This is a genomic window from Chitinophaga sp. RCC_12 (assembly GCF_041360695.1).
GTDB lineage: Bacteria > Bacteroidota > Bacteroidia > Chitinophagales > Chitinophagaceae > Chitinophaga.
The window spans coordinates 508,810-524,304 of sequence record NZ_JBFUPS010000004.1 but is presented as its reverse complement, the minus strand read 5'-3'; the positions used below and the strand labels follow the sequence as shown (position 1 = coordinate 524,304).

The following is a 15,495-nucleotide window of genomic DNA, read 5'->3' as shown; positions in this document are numbered from 1 at the left end:
GCTTTAAGTAAACAGCCACCGGTCAGTTATATAAAGCCGCTATCTCACTTCATAAGGAGGCTGTGCAGGCGCCTTGTAAGGCTTTGTTTGCAACAGGTTCTTTATTTCGGTGATGGCCCGTTCCAGCTGCGGATCAATGCCTTTGGCCATATCGCCGAGATTTTCATCTACCGCAATATCAGGATCTACGCCGTGTCCTTCGCGGAACCAGGTACCGTCGTTATTAAACATGCGGAACGATGGTACGGTGATGATGCCGCCGTCGATTAAGCCGGGGGTGTTGCTGATACCGATCAAGCCGCCCCAGGTACGCGTACCGATGATGGGGCCCAGTCCTGCCTTGCGGAAGTAATCCGGGAAGGCATCCCCGCCGGAACCGCTCCAGCCGTTGATCAGCATTACCTTCGGACCGAAATGCGCATAAGAAGGCCATTGCATGGGCGTACCGTTACGGGTAGCCCAGTAAGCCAGCGGTTTGCGGTTCAGCATTTCAATAAAACGGTCGGGGATCTGCCCGCCGTTATTGAAGCGTTCATCAATGATAAGGGCCGCCTTATCCCATTGACCATTAAACTGGCGGATCAGTTCATCCTGGCCGTCGATGCCGGTACTTGGCACAAAGATGTATCCAACCTGGTTGTTGGTGGCATCCGCAATACGTTTGCGGTTACTTTCTATCCAGGCCAGGTGGCGCAGGCGGTATTCGCTGCCGATGGTTTTTACGATTGTAGTTTTAGCGCCTTCCAGGGAAGGACGGCTATTCCAGGTGAGTTCTACAACTTTTCCTGCGAGCGACTGAAATGCGCTGTATGGTTCCTGCGCCGTGGTGAGCGGCTCTCCGTTTACTGCCAGGATATAATCTCCTTCACGGATGTTTACACCGGGTTCGTCCAGCGGGTTGCGGGCTTCTGCGTTCCATGCGGCGCCGCGGATGATGCGTTTAACTTTGTAGTATTTACCATCTGCCTGCCAGTCCACGCCCAAGTAGCCTACATTTTCATGTTTGCCATCTTCAATATCGCCGCCGAAATTATAGGTATGCGACGCATTCATTTCGCCGAGCATTTCATTAATCACAAAGCTTACTTCTTCGCGGGTGCGGGCGCCTTCCAGGAGGTGCAGGTATTTATCTTTTACATCGTTCCAGTTTACACCGTGCATATGGGGATCATAGAAGAAATCGCGTTCCAGGCGCCAGGTGTCCATAAACAGCTGTTTCCATTCTTCTACCGGGTTCACGGTCATTTCCATGTCGTCCACCTGCATAGCGGTGTCGATCTTCTGATTTTCGGCTACGTCGATCACGCCATAGGGACCGTTATTGACCAGTATTTTACTGCCATCGGCGGAAAGTTCGTACTGGCCCGGATCTTTGATGATGGTTTTTACCTGTTTGGTAGCGATATCATAGTATTGTAAAGTGGCTTCACCGCCGCTTTCCTCGTCGCTGGGTGGTGTGCTGCTCACAAACAGGATTTTGCCTTTTACGGCGCCGAGGCGGGAGTAGTTGCCGCCTGGTACCGGCAGCAGTACCATCCTGGCTTCCATGTTGTCCAGGTCGATGTTGGTGGCCGTCTCTTTCTTATCGTCCGCAGGTTTCTCCTTCTTCTCTTTTCCTTTTTTTGCGGCCGGCTTTTCCGCTTCCTTTTTATCTTCCTTTACATTCACCGCATCATTGCGGGTAGCCAGCAGGGAAGGCGTTTCCTTTTGCAGGCCAATAACCCCGATCACGGTGCTATTGGCGTAAATAAAGGTATTGTCGATACTGCTGTAAGTAGGTTTGAACGACTGGTTAGTAAGCACATAAAGGTACTTGCCTTCTTCGTCAAACACCGGCCGGGCAGCGTCGTAGAAGCCGCTGGTGACCTGGTGGCGCTGGTTATTTTTTGTATCGAAGAGAAAAACGGCTTCATGGCCGTTGTCCATGTCGCGGCTATAGGTAAGCCACCTGCTGTCGGGAGTCCAGCTGAAGCGGAAGCCATCCAGCACATCGGGTGAGTAGTGAAGGGCTTTGTCGACCGCCGTGGTTTTACCGGTGGTCACATCCAGTACCCATATTTTCAGGTCGTGGTCTATAAACGCAAGTTGTTTGCTGTTGGGCGACCAGTGCGGGCGGTAGCGAAAACCAGGGCCGTAATGGGTGATCTGTTTAGCTTCATTTTCCTTACCGGCGGTAGCCAGCCACAGTTCATATTCACCTGATTTATCGCTCCACCAGGCGATGGTTTTGCCATCCGGCGCCCATACAGGGAAGCGTTCGGCCACGCCGCTGGTGCGGGTAAGATCTTTCACATAGCCGTTTACAGCGGGTACGGAGAAAACATCGCCGCGTGCGCTTATCAGCGCGCGCTGGCCATCAGGGCTGATGGCGGTGGACTGGATATATTTAGCGGTGCGTTGTGTGCGTGGTTTCAGTGCCGCGAGATCGGTAGTGATATTGATTTTCACTTCGGTAGATTGTTGCGTGTTCAGCGACAGGAGAAACAATTTGCCATTGGCTTCATATACGATATCATCCGGTCCCAGGGAGGGAAAGTGAACGTCATAATCTTTGTAGCTGGTAATTTGCTCATAGGCTTTGGTATTGACATCAAAACGCCAGAGGTTCATCCTTTTTTCTGCGCCGCGGTCGGACAGGAAGTAGATGAAGTTGTTGTGCCACATGGGAAATTCGTCGCCCGCTTCACTTTTGGCGGAGATGTTTTCCGATTGCTGTTTGGCAAAATCAAACACATGGATATCTGCTTTCATGCCTCCGCGGTATCTTTTCCAGTTGCGGAAGCTCTGGGAGCGGGTAACCAGGGCCATTTTGGCGCCATCGGGCGACCATGATCCAAACTCTGCGTAGGCCAGTGGCAGTTTGGTGGCGGCGCCACCACTTTCCGGGATGGTGTAGAACTGGTTGAAGCGTTCTTTTGTGCTTTCCCGGCCGGAGGCAAAAAGCACCTGCTTGCCGTCGGGTGTCCAGTCCACTACGCGGTCGCTGCCGCCGTACTCCGTGAGGCGCAGCGGTACGCCGCCAGCTACCGGTAATACGTATACGTCGGCGTTGCCATCGTAGTTGGCACTGAAAGCGAGTTTACTGCCATCCGGGGAAAATTTCGGGAAGGCCTCCACTCCGGGCGGAGAAATCAATTTGATGGCGGTGCCACCCGTTTTCGGGACAATCCAGATATCATTGGCATAGGAAAATGCGATCTGCGACCGGGATACATCAGGATAGCGGAACAGGCCGGCGTCTACCTGTGCCATTGCCTGTTTTCCTGCCATAGCAGCAAGGAAAACCAGGGCCGTTTTCTTCATCATAAGCGTTTTAAATTTTTTTAGACGGGTCCACTTCCAGGTGGTTAATTTTGTTGCGCACTAAAACCAGTTTGCTAATCTATGGAAATCCCATGACACCATAATTACCCCTGGTCACAAATAAAATATCATGATAATCTGCAACGTGATGCGAATTATTTTCAATGTGCAAAAAATATAGAATAGCCGCTATGGGGAGTCCTGGGGCAAAATGTGTGTGCATAAAGGCTGTGCTGCTTTATATTCCGGGCCTTTTACGCAAAAAAAGCCGATCTTTGTAAGGTATCAAAATATATACATAAATATGGCTAGATCCCAGGAAACAGTTGGTAAAAAAGAAAAAGAAAAGAAAAAAGCGAAACAAAGACTGGATAAACAGGAAAGAAAGGAAGAACGAAAGAGAGAAAGCGGAAAAGGAAAGAGTCTGGAAGACATGATGGCTTACATAGATGAGAATGGTAATATCTCTTCTACTCCGCCCGATCCAAGCAGGAAAAGGGAAATCAATGTGGAAGACATTCAGCTCGGACCAGGCAGACAATTGCCGGAAGAACCAGCAGAACTGATCCGCAGAGGTGTGGTGAAATTTTTCAATGAGTCCAAAGGTTACGGGTTTATTATCGATCAGCAGACACAGGATAGTGTGTTCGTTCACATTAACCAGCTGACTGAACTTATTAAAGAAAAAGACAAGGTAACTTTTGAAGTGGAAAGAGGACAGAAAGGTCCAAGTGCGGTTAACGTAAAGAAAGAAGTAAAAAGCTAAACTGTAACAGGTCTGGCTTTATTGAAATAAAAAAATCTGAGCGGTTATTGATAATCGCTCATTTTTGTGCGTGGTAAGGTACTCAGCCACCTTTCTAAAAAAATACAGCGTGCCGCATCCAGTGAAAAAATTCTTCCAGCGTCCTATTATCTGGCTTTCAAACAGATTTTCTTCCCAGCCGGACAAATCCCAGGTATTTACCTCCCTATCCCAGCTTCATGAGGAAATCCTCAAAGGCAACCGTCAAAAAGGACTGGTCGTTCCTTTTGACTACGAGCATAGCCGCTTTATTATTTTCTCCGATCAGCATAAAGGAGGTAAAGATGGTGCGGACGACTTTATGGCCGCAGAGGCCAATTATGTGGCTGCGCTCCGTTATTACTACGACAAAGGTTACACGTTTATTAACCTGGGCGATTGCGAGGAATTGTGGGAATGCACGCCGGCCACCGTGATCCGGGAAAACCGCGACACATTGCTGGAAGAAGCCCGGTTCCTGCAGCAGCAACGTTATTTCCGGATATTCGGGAATCATGACCTGGAATGGCATTATGCCATACCCCGGCAGCAATTTCTGAAAGGAATCTTCGGGAAGAAACTGAGAGTTTATGAAGGACTTATCCTGCAAACCCGCTACCAGGACCACGACTACAAAATTTATCTCACACATGGCCACCAGGGCGACCTGCGCAGCGACGGCAATGCTTTCAGCAAATGGTTTGTAGCCGCTATATGGACACCCGTACAGCGCTTTTTTGATATCCGGATGGATACTCTCTCCGATTCCTTTGACCTGGCCGACCGCCACAATATCATGATGTACGAATGGAGTATCCGGTACGAGAAAACCTTCCTCATTTCCGGGCACACCCACAAACCGGTGTTTGCATCACTGGATCATATCGACAAGCTCACGAAACAACTGGATAAAGCCCGCGCCCAGGGAGACACCGGCGAGATAGCCATCTTACAAAAGGCATTAGCAGCCAGACAGGCAGAATATGCCGGTAAACAGGTGGTAAAAACAATGGCACATCCCTCCTATTTCAATACGGGCTGTTGCTGTTTTAATGATGGCGATATTACGGGGATTGAAATAGCAGATGGCGCGATCCGGCTGATCAAATGGAAAAACGATGCACCACAGGGGAATTCCCGGGTGGTGCTCGAAGAATCGCCGCTGTATTACCTGTTTGATCAGATGACCTGATCTGCTGTGGGCTGCCGCAATGGTTGCTGATGCTGCACCTCTTCCAGGAAAGCCTGTTTCACCACTTTCGCGGTTTTATGATCCCCTGTATGGCTCCATCCCGGCGGCATTACAATGTACAGCAGCTTGTTTTTTATGCCAGGCGCTTTCCGTATATCTTTCCACAACCCGTACAATTCACCAAAATAAACATCCAGGAAATTATTGGGATTCATTTCCCTGGAAATACCATATTCGATCTGCATATCCCTCTTTTCATGCTGGAAAGTGCCAAATACCTTGTCCCAGATGTTCAGCAGGTTACAGAAATTGGTATCCATGTACAAAGGATTCTTTGCGTGATGCACCCGGTGATGCGATGGCGTGAGAATGATTTTATTGAGAAAGCCGAGACGCCCGTCTTTAATCAGGTTTTCACCCACATGAATGAAAGATCCCCAGGTGCCGTCGATGAACATAATGATAAAAAGCAATGGCGGATTAACGCCCATAAGGATACAGATACTGGTGCGGATTACGTCTGCATAGGGCGCTTCCAGGAAGAAGTGCGCATAAGTAACTGATAGGTTCATGGTTTGCGGCGCATGATGGGTAGAGTGCAGACACCAGAATAAACGCACCTTATGCCCATAATAATGGTAAATAAAGTGTGAGAATTCCCAGATCACATATCCGTAAATAAACCAGTACCATTTAAGAGAAGTATTGATCAACGCATATTTCTCCAGCAAGCCGATACAAAAAGCGACTGCCGCAATAGAGATGAACCGGGAAATGAACCGGTTGGCTACAAAGATCAGGAAAGGCATTTTATAGTCTTCGATCTTGAATTTCTTATAAAAAACAGCCCTGCCTATTTCCAGCAACAGCAGAAAAGGTACCAGCGGTGAGATAACCGAGAAGATCCCGTTTAACGTAAGCAGCACCTTATAATTCCCCGTTTTACATACTTCTATTAGTTGCGAGATACCCAGGAACCCGATGATCTCCTTGAATATCGTTTGAATGACCTCCATAACGCGCCTTTATTTAAGTTTACTTTGTTCGTACAATATACAACTTTGTATGAACAAAGTATAGCCAAACAGCTACTTTTTTTCAGATAACGCCGCGCCCGATACACCAGGCCCTACCGCCCGGATAGGCGCAAATCCGTATATTTATGCCCTGAGACCCAAAAATTACTTTATGGAAGAGGCGGATAAACTAAAGCGAATCGTAGAGGCGAGAATGAAGCTCAAATCCCGTTTTGAGGAGAAGATGCGGCTCACCCCATCTGTAGCCGACAATAAACCCAAAGGCAGTGGCAATCCCAACCGGCATGGCATGCCGGTGTTACCGGTGGGGCAAACTATCACGCATAAATGGCCGGTACTGGACCTGGGCATACAGCCGGAAATTGAAAAAACAGAATGGCAACTTGTCCTCGATGGCGCTGTGGAACACCCGGTAACTTTGAGCTGGGACGATTTCCTCGCGTTGCCGCAAACATCCGATACCTCGGACTTCCATTGCGTTACCACCTGGTCGAAGCTGAATATGAACTGGGTAGGCGTTCGCCTGCTGGACCTGGCCGCGCTGGTACAACCAAAAGACACGGCCACGCATATACTCTGTTACGGATACGATGATTACACTACCAACGTATCACTGGAAGAAGCATTGAAACCGGATGTGCTGCTGGTACATACATTTGAAGGCGCGCCATTACCAAAAGAACATGGCGGACCGGTAAGAATGATCACCCCTGAACTATATGCCTGGAAAGGCGCGAAGTGGATACGGCGCATTGAATTCCTCACTGCCAACAGGCTGGGCTTCTGGGAAGAAAGAGGTTACTCCAATACCGCTTACCCCTGGAGAAATGACCGGTATAGCTAATGCTTTATAAACGCCGCCAACGACGGTACCAGCTGCGACGACAGTGGTAACGGCGTCTTGTTCCCTGCCGGAACCGGAGCGGTGTCTTTCAGCGCGTGCGTCATCCCTTTGATCATCAACAGCTGCGAACCCGGCTTACAGTGATGAAGAATATCGGCTTGTACGGGCGGCACCTGTACATCGTTGGTGCCACCAATAATCAGGAACGGCATTTTTACGGCGGGCAGCAAGGTACAGGGATCATAATGAAAAGTACTTTTCCAGAAAGTATACAGGGAAGGATTGAAAAGCGTGCTTAATACCGCCGGTACCTGCTGCGGATTATTGCCCTGCCGGAGTTCATTTAAAATCACGGTCGCCTTATCATATAACGAATCAGCCAGCATCGGCCTTAACTGTGTCAGCAATACTTTATCCATACATTCCCCCGGCCCGGATAATGATACCAGGCTGTTGAAACTCCTGCGGCCGGCACACATCAGGCCTATTAAAGCCCCTTCACTATGACCAATAACCGCCACGCTTTTAAACTGCTGCGTATTTTTCTGCAGATGATCTATCCAGGCGATGGCATCATCCGTAAAATCGTCGAGTGAGGTGGCGCTGCTGCTTTTTTTGAAACCGGTGCTTTGCCCGATGCCGCGTTTATCGTAACGCAAAGAGGCAATGCCATTGGCCGCTAAAGCTGCTGCCAGCTGCTGATAAGAGTTACCGTTGGTAGCCGCTGATAATGGATTATTACCATTATGATCAGTTGGCCCGGAACCTGCGATGATCAATGCCACCGGCCAGGGTTGTTTTTCCACGGGCTTTGTAAGAACGCCATACAGGATACCACCGTCCGGAGTAATCACCGTATCTGTTTCTTCATAAGGCAACAATGCGGTAGTCAGGAGTTTGGTGCCGGCAATAAAAAAGCCGGCAATCCGGTGATTGTTGTCAAACACCACACGAAAGGTGATAATGGCTTTGCCAAACCTGTTATCCGCCAGTATCATATCATATGCGCCTTCCTTTGCTGTTTTCAGGGAGATAACAGTTTCCCACCTCCCATGGGATTGTTCCATCTGTTGCCAGATCCCTTTCAGCATGTCCGGCGTTACCTTTGCCGTCATGGTGGCATCCATATTTTCTTTTGCGCCGTCCCAGTTTCCTTTACCGAGCTGCTCAAAAAAATGAGTCGCTATCTGATCGTTTTGTTGCGCAGATGCCGTGCAAAACAGGATGCACAGGAATGACAACAGGTACCATTTCTTCATAGGTCCGGAGTTTACTGCATTATTTTTTGCCTGGCCTAAATTTATTGAATACGGCCGACAGTCAAAATTAAAATCACATTAATAGAGATGGGCCGTCTGTATTAAAAAATAAACAACTCTTACCGTCTTATTGCCGGATGAAAAAAGATACTTAACTTAAGAAAGTATTTTTTCATCATTAAAACCTCAGTATGATTATGAAACTGAAACACCTGACCACAGTGATCCTCTCCGTGGGACTATTGTTCATGATTTCCTGCAAATCGAAACCCAAGGATGCAGACATACAGGCTGCAGTAACCACTGCATTACAATCATCGCCCGGCGTTAGTGCAGATGTGAAGGATGGCGTAGTAACCCTTTCCGGATCTGTTGCCACCCAGGCTGACAAAGATGCCGCAGAAGCTGCTGTTAAGCTGAACCAGGGTGTTAAGAGTGTTGTTAACAATGTTACCGTAGCCCCTCCTCCGCCACCGCCAGCCGCACCGGTAGAAGTTACTGCTGACGACTCACTGAAAACAGCGGTAGCAAGTATTGTGAAAGATTTTCCTGGTATCCAGGCAGATGTTAAAGACGGAGTAATTACTATTACCGGCGAACAGAAAGCAGACCGTTGGAAAAAACTGAAAATGGCGCTAGATGCCCTGAAGCCTAAAAAGGTAGATGCTTCCGGTTTAAAAGTAAAATAATCTTTCTCTTTAAATACAATAATCATGGCAGCATTACAGGATAAATATAAAGAGCTGATTGATGCAGCACAAGCTGCAGGCACCAGCAACCTGAAAGTAAACGAACTGGATGGCGTATTGCATATCGAAGGAGAAGCACCTACCGGCGCCGTAAAGGACCAGCTGTGGAACATCTACGGAAAGATTGATCCCAACTTCCTCACCGGCGACGTAGTAATGAATATCAACGTAGCTACTGCCGTAGCAGGCGCTAAACTGAAAGTGATCACAGAATCATCTAACCTGAACATCCGCAAGGGGCCCGGCACCGACCAGCCTGTTGTAGGAAAGGCAGCACACAATGAAATTGTTTCGCTGATCAGTAAACAAAGCGATCAGTGGTGGCTGATCCGCACGGATGCAGGCGAAGAAGGCTATGCCTATGCGCAGTATCTGCAACCAGTGGAATAGCGGATGTTGTCTTACTCAGGATTACGCTGATTATACTGATTAGCTGGATTTTTACTTTTTGGATTTTATAAAGGATTAAGGGAGATAGAAGCGGATATTCGCTCTTATCTCCCTTAATTATTATTAGATATTATTAAATCTTAAAATCCAAAAAAATCCAAAAGTAAAAATCCAGCTAATCAGTATAATCAGCGTAATCCTGAGTAAGACAAAACCCGCTCTTATCTACGCGACGCCGGAATCCGGATAAGCGCCACCGAGCGGGGCGCCACTTCATAACTAATCACTTTGTCAATTTCGAGATTACTGGTAGCAGATTGAACTGCGGGCGCATTTTTATCCGTGGCATTTTCTGTAAGTACCGTTACTGCTGCATTTGTATGCCGCCCTACGAGGCCGGCCACATTGGCTTTGGCGGCTACACCGGTTTCACCGGCGTTCACCAGTTTAATAATGAGATCACCGGTTTTACTGTCTTTCACGCAAGACACGCCCGTATTGGTATTATTATTCAGTGTGACGATATCCGGGTAGCAGATATCGCCGGCATTATTTGAAAACAGGTGCTGTACGTAATAATTAGGGGTACGGGTGATTGTAGTGCCCGTGAAATAAATGAGGTTCGGGTTCCACGAAGTATGACCGGTACGGGCCAGCAGCGGAGCGTAGGAAGATAACTGTACTATGTCGCCGTTGCGTTCCAGCGCGGTCATGTATACGCCTTCCGCCAATGCGTTGAACCAGGTGTTTCCTCTTGAAGCATATTCACCGAGGTATACTTTGGATTTCTTGCGGTTGTAGGAATCGTAGCGGTTTTTATTTTGCAGGAACCACTCCGGTTTTTCGTAGTAATGTTCATCTACGATCTGCAAAGCATTTTTGTCGGCAAATGCCCATCCTGCCTCAAAGTCTTCTCCTGCCGGAGCCGGGCCTACGGTTCCGATCAGGGTGATTTCCGGGTGCTTTTCTTTTACAGCCGCTTCAATTAATTTAAAGCGCTCCCTGAATTCGGGCGTTTGTTTATCCTCGTTGCCAATGGCCAGGTATTCCAGGTGGAACGGCGCAGGATGACCTGCAGCAGCCCTTTTGGCGCCCCAGGTGGAGGTGGCTGGTCCGTTGGCATATTCAACCAGGTCCAGTATTTCATTGATATAAGCGGGCATTTCTTCCAGGGGCAATCCTTTTTGCCCGGTACCGCCAATGCGCCAGGTGCCGCCGGAGTTCTGGCAGCTCACCGCCGCAGGCACTACCGGTAAAGGTTTGGCGCCAATATCTTCACAAAACTGGAAGTACTCGAAGTAGCCGAGTCCGAGCGACTGATGATAGTTCCATATATTCCGCTGTGCTTTTCTTTCTTCAACAGGACCGATGGTATTTTTCCAGCGGTACATGTTTTCGAGGCCGTCGCCATGCACGAGGCAACCTCCCGGGAAGCGCATGAACTTCGGTTTCAGATCCGCGATGGCCTGCCCGAGATCGGCTCTTAGCCCGTTTGTTCTGCCATGAAAAGTATTTACCGGGAACAGGGAAACCATATCTATTGCCAGGCTGCCGCGCCCTTTAGCGACCATCACCAGCACGGCGCTATCGTCTGTTTGTTGTGCTGTAAGAACGCCACTGCTTTTCTTCCATTCCTTTGCATCTGCAGTGATGCTTACTTCTCCAAACACCTCCCCTTTCCGGCTCTGCAGCTGTACAGATACGGGAATGGGTGCTGCCGACAGCAGCCGGGTAAATACGGAAAAGTTATACTGTTCTCCCTTTTTGATGGCGATGCCATCAAACCCGTTGTTTTGCAGCCCGATGCCTTCCTGGCCGGGTTCCTCAATGGTGAGTACTACATAATGCGGGTTATTGGGATGAACCGGCGATTTGCTTTCCACGTTCACCGCTCCGTAGCCGAAGCCTTTTGTTACGTATTCCCAGGCCGTGAAAGCATGCCACTCCCGCCTGTCGGCCGGCGTATACTCAAACGAACGGTTCTGGATTAATTCTGCATACAGGCCGCCATCTGCCGCATAGCTGATGTCTTCAAAAAAAACTCCGAACAGATCGGGGGAAATAGCTTTGCCCGCTTTGTGCTTCGTTTGTGCACCCGCCAGGTGTGTACCCAACAAGCCAATAAAGAACATAAAGAGGATCTCTTTTCTTACATGCTTTTTCATAACGCGTACTAGTTTTTTGTAGCTGCCTGGCAGGTGCGCCGGCTTACTTCTGACAGGAAAAATAATAAAACTATTTTATTAATCGTCAATTTGACAATTAATTTTTATAATACCGGAAGATGCCTGTGTTTTGTTGTTATATTTTTGTTGACAGAAATAAAAGCCACGCTCCACTCCCGGTTCTTTTTTCTCCGGCTGGTATATAAAACTTAACTTCCCGTTATTCATTTTACCGTTGTTAATGAACATGATCATCAGACCATATACGCCCTCCGACAAACCAGCCTGCATAGCTGCTTTTAAAAGTAATATGCCTGGCTTTTTTGCACCGGCAGAATTACCCGGTTTTGAGGAATGGCTCGGGGAACAGGATACGCGGTATGCATCTCCCCAAAAAAATAACAACGAACAATATTATGTAGCCACCCTGGAGGAACAGGTAATCGGCTGCGGAGGTTATTATATCGATGCTGCAAAACAGGAAGCAGCCATGACCTGGGGCCTTATCACACAGGCGTTACATAAACAGGGATATGGCAGGCAACTATTCCTGTACCGCGTACAGGTGATCCGGTCGGTATGCCCGCAATGCAGCATCAGGCTTGACACTACCCAACATTCTTATCCTTTTTTCGAGAAACTGGGATTTGTGGTTACCCGCATCACGAAAGATGCTTATGGTCCGGGGCTCCACCGGTATGATATGGAGCAGCATCCATGATCTGCACAACGACAGAAAATATTTTTTTCCGGATAAAAAAAATGAAGTTATTTGTCCCCCTCATGAATATTCAGTCGTTATTAAAACGAAACCATAAAACATTATGCAATGAAAGAATTCATGTTAATTTTCAGAAACAGTACCAACTCGCACGAGAACCCCTCTCCTGAACAGTTACAGGAAAGGATGAACTGGCTGGCTGGTATTGCCGCCCAAAACAAACTGGCAGACAAAGGAAACCGGTTATCCGCCAGCGACGCCAAAACCGTGAAGCCCGATATGGTAACAGACGGCCCCTACACGGAAATCAAAGAATTTATCAGTGGCTATATGATTGTGAAGGCAGCCAATATTGAAGAAGCGGTGGCATTTGCCCAGGCCAACCCGGTACTTAAAGCCGGCGGCAATGTAGAAGTAAGGGCTATACTCCGGCCGGAAGAGAAAAGCTAACGCCCATGGCAAGCACCCCTCCCCACCCGGAGCTTTTACCTCAATTATTCAGGTTGGAGTATTCCAAAATGACGGCTGTATTATGCCGTCTTTTTGGCTTGAAACATATGGAAACAGCCGAAGATATTGTGAGCGAAACCTTTCTGAAAGCCACCGAAGTATGGCGCGTGCAGGGCACCCCTGAAAATCCCACCGCCTGGCTGTACACCGTGGCAAAAAATAAAACGAAAGATTATCTCAAACATCTTTCCATCTTTGAAACACAGGTAAAAGGCGCGCTTACTGCCAGCGAATGGCAAATGGCACCCGACTTTGATTTCAGCCCGCAAACTATCAGCGACAGCCAGCTGGCCATGATCTTTGCGGTTTGCAATCCCGCTAACTCCACCGAATCGCAGATCTGCCTCGCCCTCCAAATCCTGTGCGGATTCAGCATCGAAGAAATTGCGGATGCCTTTCTTTCTAAAACAGCGACCATCAAAAAAAGATTGCTCCGGGCAAGGGCCAATCTGCGCAACGACAACTTCCAGATCAGGCAAATGAAGGAGACAACCATAAAAGAAAGACTAGACGTTGTTTTAAGAACCCTCTATCTTTTATTTAATGAAGGATACTTTTCCAAATCCAATAATCACCTCATCCGGAAAGACCTCTGCTCAGAAGCCATCAGGCTGGCGCTGATACTCACCGAAAACCCGCTCACCAACACCACTCAATCCAATGCACTGCTGGCACTGATGTGCTTTCAAAGCTCCAGGCTGGATGCAAGGGCCAACAACGAAGGAGAAACCGTACTCTATGAACAACAGGATAAAAACCTGTGGAGCAAGGAACTCATCCAACAGGGTAACTACTACCTCGTAAATGCCTGTTCCGGAAATGAAATATCGAAGTACCACCTCGAAGCAGGCATCGCCTACTGGCATACCACGCCCACCGATCATAATAAATGGACGCATATCCTGCAGCTGTATAACCAGCTGATATTAATTGAATATTCCCCTATGACCGCACTGAACAGAACCTTTGCCTTTGCAAAAGTTTACGGACACTCCGCCGGCATACAGGAAGCGGAGAAACTTGACCTTCTCAGCAACAGCCATTATCATTCCCTGCTGGGCTATCTATACGCGGAAACCGACACAGCAAAAGCGGTTGCACATTATCAGCAAGCGATCCATCTTACAAAATCAACCGCAGAAAAGAAAACGCTGATGAAGGAGATAGAACGGCTTCTCCTGTAACTGGATCAGTTTTTTTTTGATACCTTTATATCATGCAGGCGGATATTCAAACACTCTATCAATCTCCCGTTTGCACCGTACATAATTTTCTGTGCCGGTGCCAGGAATGTTCCGTGTCTGCAAAAGAATACCAGGAAACATTTTCCATTGCTTATATCCGGAAAGGAAACTTCCGCTTCCGGGTTTTCAGGAATGAGCTGGATGCTTACAGCGGTCTTTTCCTGCTCTGTAAGCCCGGCTACGAGCATCAGGTAGCGCATGTGCACAACATACCGGATCAATGCACCATTTTTTCTTTTACAGCAGCAAGTGAAGAACTGTTGATGAAACATGCCGCCGGCTTTTCCTGGTTCTTTAATAACCCCGACATTCAATCCATCCTGGTAAAAGCCACCCCGGAAATGGAGTTCCTGCATCAGCGCATATTCAGCCTGCTGCAAAAAACACACTACCCTTCCTTATGGGCGGAGCAGCTAATGACCGCGCTTTTCCACCTGGTATTGTCTGCCGGAGCTCCGCGCCATCCCCTGCCCGTATTAAATGATAAACAAAAAAGGAATTACCTGCCGGCGATAGAAAAGGTGAAAGCGTTTATCCATGAAAACTATGCAGACAATGTTACACTTCCGCAACTTGCAGCGCAGGGAAATATGAGCCCGTTTCATTTTAACCGTCTTTTTAAACAGATTACCGCTGCCACTCCCTACAGTTATTTGCTGCAGGTAAGGCTCAAACAGGCTGCGCTGCAACTTTGCAACACCGGGCTACCCGTAACCGACATTGCATTCTCCACAGGCTTTAACAGCCTCGAACATTTCTCTGCTGCCTATAAAAAACAATTTGGCCAATCACCCTCCGCTATGCGTTCTTAAAAAGAGCAATTTTCCTTAAACAGATGTTTCTCCTGCCGGTTAATTTTGTGGTAACAAACACAATATTATGAAAACGCAATTATTAACGACCCTGGAAAATGCGAAGCATTATACGCTGAGCGTAGCGGAGGCCATGCCGGAAAAGAACTATCACTTTAAACCAACGCCAGCCGTATGGACGTTTGGAGAACTACTGCATCACATGGGCTATGGCGTTGGCTGGTGGGAAAAAAATCTCATCCGACAACAACCTTCAGAATGGAACCCTCCCGCTGCTACTACCAGCAAAGCAGCTACTATCGCTTACCTGAACCAGGTTTTTGCCGCCTTGAAAAAAAGTATGGAAGAAATGCCGCTGTCGGACCAGGTGGTGGCCGGCTTCTATGCCACCATCGACCATGTTACACATCACCGCGGACAGGCGACTGTCTATCTCCGCACACAAGGAATTGTACCTCCTGAATACGTTTACTGATCTTTCAAAT

The 15,495-nt window shown here is 48.1% G+C and carries 14 protein-coding genes; 10 read left to right on the top strand and 4 right to left on the bottom strand.

What is annotated here, in order from left to right; translation table 11 throughout:
• Positions 1 to 39: 39 nt before the first annotated feature.
• Complete coding sequence (locus AB6805_RS15250; RefSeq protein WP_370910287.1) at positions 40 to 3,306, bottom strand: PDZ domain-containing protein; 3,267 nt, start codon at positions 3,304 to 3,306, stop codon at positions 40 to 42.
• A 301-nt stretch (positions 3,307 to 3,607) separates the two neighbouring features.
• On the opposite strand from AB6805_RS15250, the gene AB6805_RS15245 reads away from it, so the two are divergent.
• Together AB6805_RS15245 and AB6805_RS15240 are read left to right on the top strand one after the other, a co-directional pair.
• The gene (locus tag AB6805_RS15245; protein WP_079469927.1) at positions 3,608 to 4,069 is read left to right on the top strand and encodes a cold-shock protein; all 462 of its coding nucleotides are present in this window, start codon (positions 3,608 to 3,610) and stop codon (positions 4,067 to 4,069) included.
• 109 nt (positions 4,070 to 4,178) lie between these two features.
• Entirely contained in the window at positions 4,179 to 5,279 is a 1,101-nt protein-coding gene (locus AB6805_RS15240; RefSeq protein ID WP_370910286.1) for a metallophosphoesterase, read from the top strand.
• Here AB6805_RS15240 and AB6805_RS15235 read toward each other — a convergent pair.
• Positions 5,267 to 6,295, bottom strand: a complete 1,029-nt coding sequence (locus tag AB6805_RS15235) for a sterol desaturase family protein (RefSeq protein ID WP_370910285.1) — start codon at positions 6,293 to 6,295, stop codon at positions 5,267 to 5,269. The two genes, AB6805_RS15240 and AB6805_RS15235, sit on opposite strands and share 13 nt — an antisense overlap.
• Before the next feature lie 172 nt (positions 6,296 to 6,467).
• Here AB6805_RS15235 and AB6805_RS15230 point away from each other — a divergent pair, with 172 nt between their 5' ends.
• Positions 6,468 to 7,160: a sulfite oxidase-like oxidoreductase gene (locus tag AB6805_RS15230; RefSeq protein WP_370910284.1), complete on the top strand. Its 693-nt coding sequence runs from the start codon at positions 6,468 to 6,470 to the stop codon at positions 7,158 to 7,160.
• On the opposite strand, the gene AB6805_RS15225 is transcribed toward AB6805_RS15230, so the two are convergent.
• Positions 7,157 to 8,419 carry an alpha/beta fold hydrolase gene (locus tag AB6805_RS15225; protein ID WP_370910283.1) on the bottom strand — a complete coding sequence of 421 codons (1,263 nt, stop codon included), beginning with the start codon at positions 8,417 to 8,419 and terminating at the stop codon, positions 7,157 to 7,159. The two genes, AB6805_RS15230 and AB6805_RS15225, sit on opposite strands and share 4 nt — an antisense overlap.
• A 197-nt stretch (positions 8,420 to 8,616) precedes the next feature.
• On the opposite strand from AB6805_RS15225, the gene AB6805_RS15220 reads away from it, so the two are divergent.
• Positions 8,617 to 9,108: a BON domain-containing protein gene (locus AB6805_RS15220; RefSeq protein WP_370910282.1), complete on the top strand. Its 492-nt coding sequence runs from the start codon at positions 8,617 to 8,619 to the stop codon at positions 9,106 to 9,108.
• Between the two features lie 24 nt (positions 9,109 to 9,132).
• On the top strand, positions 9,133 to 9,558 hold the full coding sequence (locus AB6805_RS15215; RefSeq protein WP_370910281.1) for an SH3 domain-containing protein: 426 nt from the start codon (positions 9,133 to 9,135) through the stop codon (positions 9,556 to 9,558).
• Between the two features lie 221 nt (positions 9,559 to 9,779).
• Here AB6805_RS15215 and AB6805_RS15210 read toward each other — a convergent pair whose 3' ends face one another.
• Complete coding sequence (locus AB6805_RS15210; RefSeq protein WP_370910280.1) at positions 9,780 to 11,723, bottom strand: alpha-L-arabinofuranosidase C-terminal domain-containing protein; 1,944 nt, start codon at positions 11,721 to 11,723, stop codon at positions 9,780 to 9,782.
• 241 nt (positions 11,724 to 11,964) lie between these two features.
• Here AB6805_RS15210 and AB6805_RS15205 point away from each other — a divergent pair, with 241 nt between their 5' ends.
• From AB6805_RS15205 to AB6805_RS15185, 5 genes are all read left to right on the top strand, one after another.
• Positions 11,965 to 12,444, top strand: a complete 480-nt coding sequence (locus AB6805_RS15205; protein WP_370910279.1) for a GNAT family N-acetyltransferase — start codon at positions 11,965 to 11,967, stop codon at positions 12,442 to 12,444.
• A gap of 108 nt (positions 12,445 to 12,552) precedes the next feature.
• Positions 12,553 to 12,894, top strand: a complete 342-nt coding sequence (locus AB6805_RS15200) for a YciI family protein (RefSeq protein ID WP_370910278.1) — start codon at positions 12,553 to 12,555, stop codon at positions 12,892 to 12,894.
• 5 nt (positions 12,895 to 12,899) lie between these two features.
• Positions 12,900 to 14,138: an RNA polymerase sigma factor gene (locus tag AB6805_RS15195; protein WP_370910277.1), complete on the top strand. Its 1,239-nt coding sequence runs from the start codon at positions 12,900 to 12,902 to the stop codon at positions 14,136 to 14,138.
• Between the two features lie 32 nt (positions 14,139 to 14,170).
• A complete protein-coding gene (locus tag AB6805_RS15190; protein ID WP_370910276.1) occupies positions 14,171 to 15,010 on the top strand; it encodes a helix-turn-helix domain-containing protein in 840 nt (279 codons plus the stop codon).
• A 67-nt stretch (positions 15,011 to 15,077) separates the two neighbouring features.
• Positions 15,078 to 15,485, top strand: coding sequence for a DinB family protein (locus tag AB6805_RS15185; RefSeq protein WP_370910275.1), 408 nt, complete (start codon positions 15,078 to 15,080; stop codon positions 15,483 to 15,485).
• The last annotated feature ends 10 nt before the right edge of the window (positions 15,486 to 15,495 follow it).

Bases quoted from the DNA above. Each gene is read 5' to 3' on its own strand.
- AB6805_RS15250 (WP_370910287.1), bottom strand. From the start codon at position 3,306: ATGATGAAGAAAACGGCCCTGGTTTTCCTTGCTGCTATGGCAGGAAAA.
- AB6805_RS15245 (WP_079469927.1), top strand. From the start codon at position 3,608: ATGGCTAGATCCCAGGAAACAGTTGGTAAAAAAGAAAAAGAAAAGAAA.
- AB6805_RS15235 (WP_370910285.1), bottom strand. From the start codon at position 6,295: ATGGAGGTCATTCAAACGATATTCAAGGAGATCATCGGGTTCCTGGGT.
- AB6805_RS15230 (WP_370910284.1), top strand. From the start codon at position 6,468: ATGGAAGAGGCGGATAAACTAAAGCGAATCGTAGAGGCGAGAATGAAG.
- AB6805_RS15225 (WP_370910283.1), bottom strand. From the start codon at position 8,419: ATGAAGAAATGGTACCTGTTGTCATTCCTGTGCATCCTGTTTTGCACG.
- AB6805_RS15220 (WP_370910282.1), top strand. From the start codon at position 8,617: ATGAAACTGAAACACCTGACCACAGTGATCCTCTCCGTGGGACTATTG.
- AB6805_RS15215 (WP_370910281.1), top strand. From the start codon at position 9,133: ATGGCAGCATTACAGGATAAATATAAAGAGCTGATTGATGCAGCACAA.
- AB6805_RS15210 (WP_370910280.1), bottom strand. From the start codon at position 11,723: ATGAAAAAGCATGTAAGAAAAGAGATCCTCTTTATGTTCTTTATTGGC.
- AB6805_RS15205 (WP_370910279.1), top strand. From the start codon at position 11,965: ATGAACATGATCATCAGACCATATACGCCCTCCGACAAACCAGCCTGC.
- AB6805_RS15200 (WP_370910278.1), top strand. From the start codon at position 12,553: ATGAAAGAATTCATGTTAATTTTCAGAAACAGTACCAACTCGCACGAG.
- AB6805_RS15195 (WP_370910277.1), top strand. From the start codon at position 12,900: ATGGCAAGCACCCCTCCCCACCCGGAGCTTTTACCTCAATTATTCAGG.
- AB6805_RS15190 (WP_370910276.1), top strand. From the start codon at position 14,171: ATGCAGGCGGATATTCAAACACTCTATCAATCTCCCGTTTGCACCGTA.
- AB6805_RS15185 (WP_370910275.1), top strand. From the start codon at position 15,078: ATGAAAACGCAATTATTAACGACCCTGGAAAATGCGAAGCATTATACG.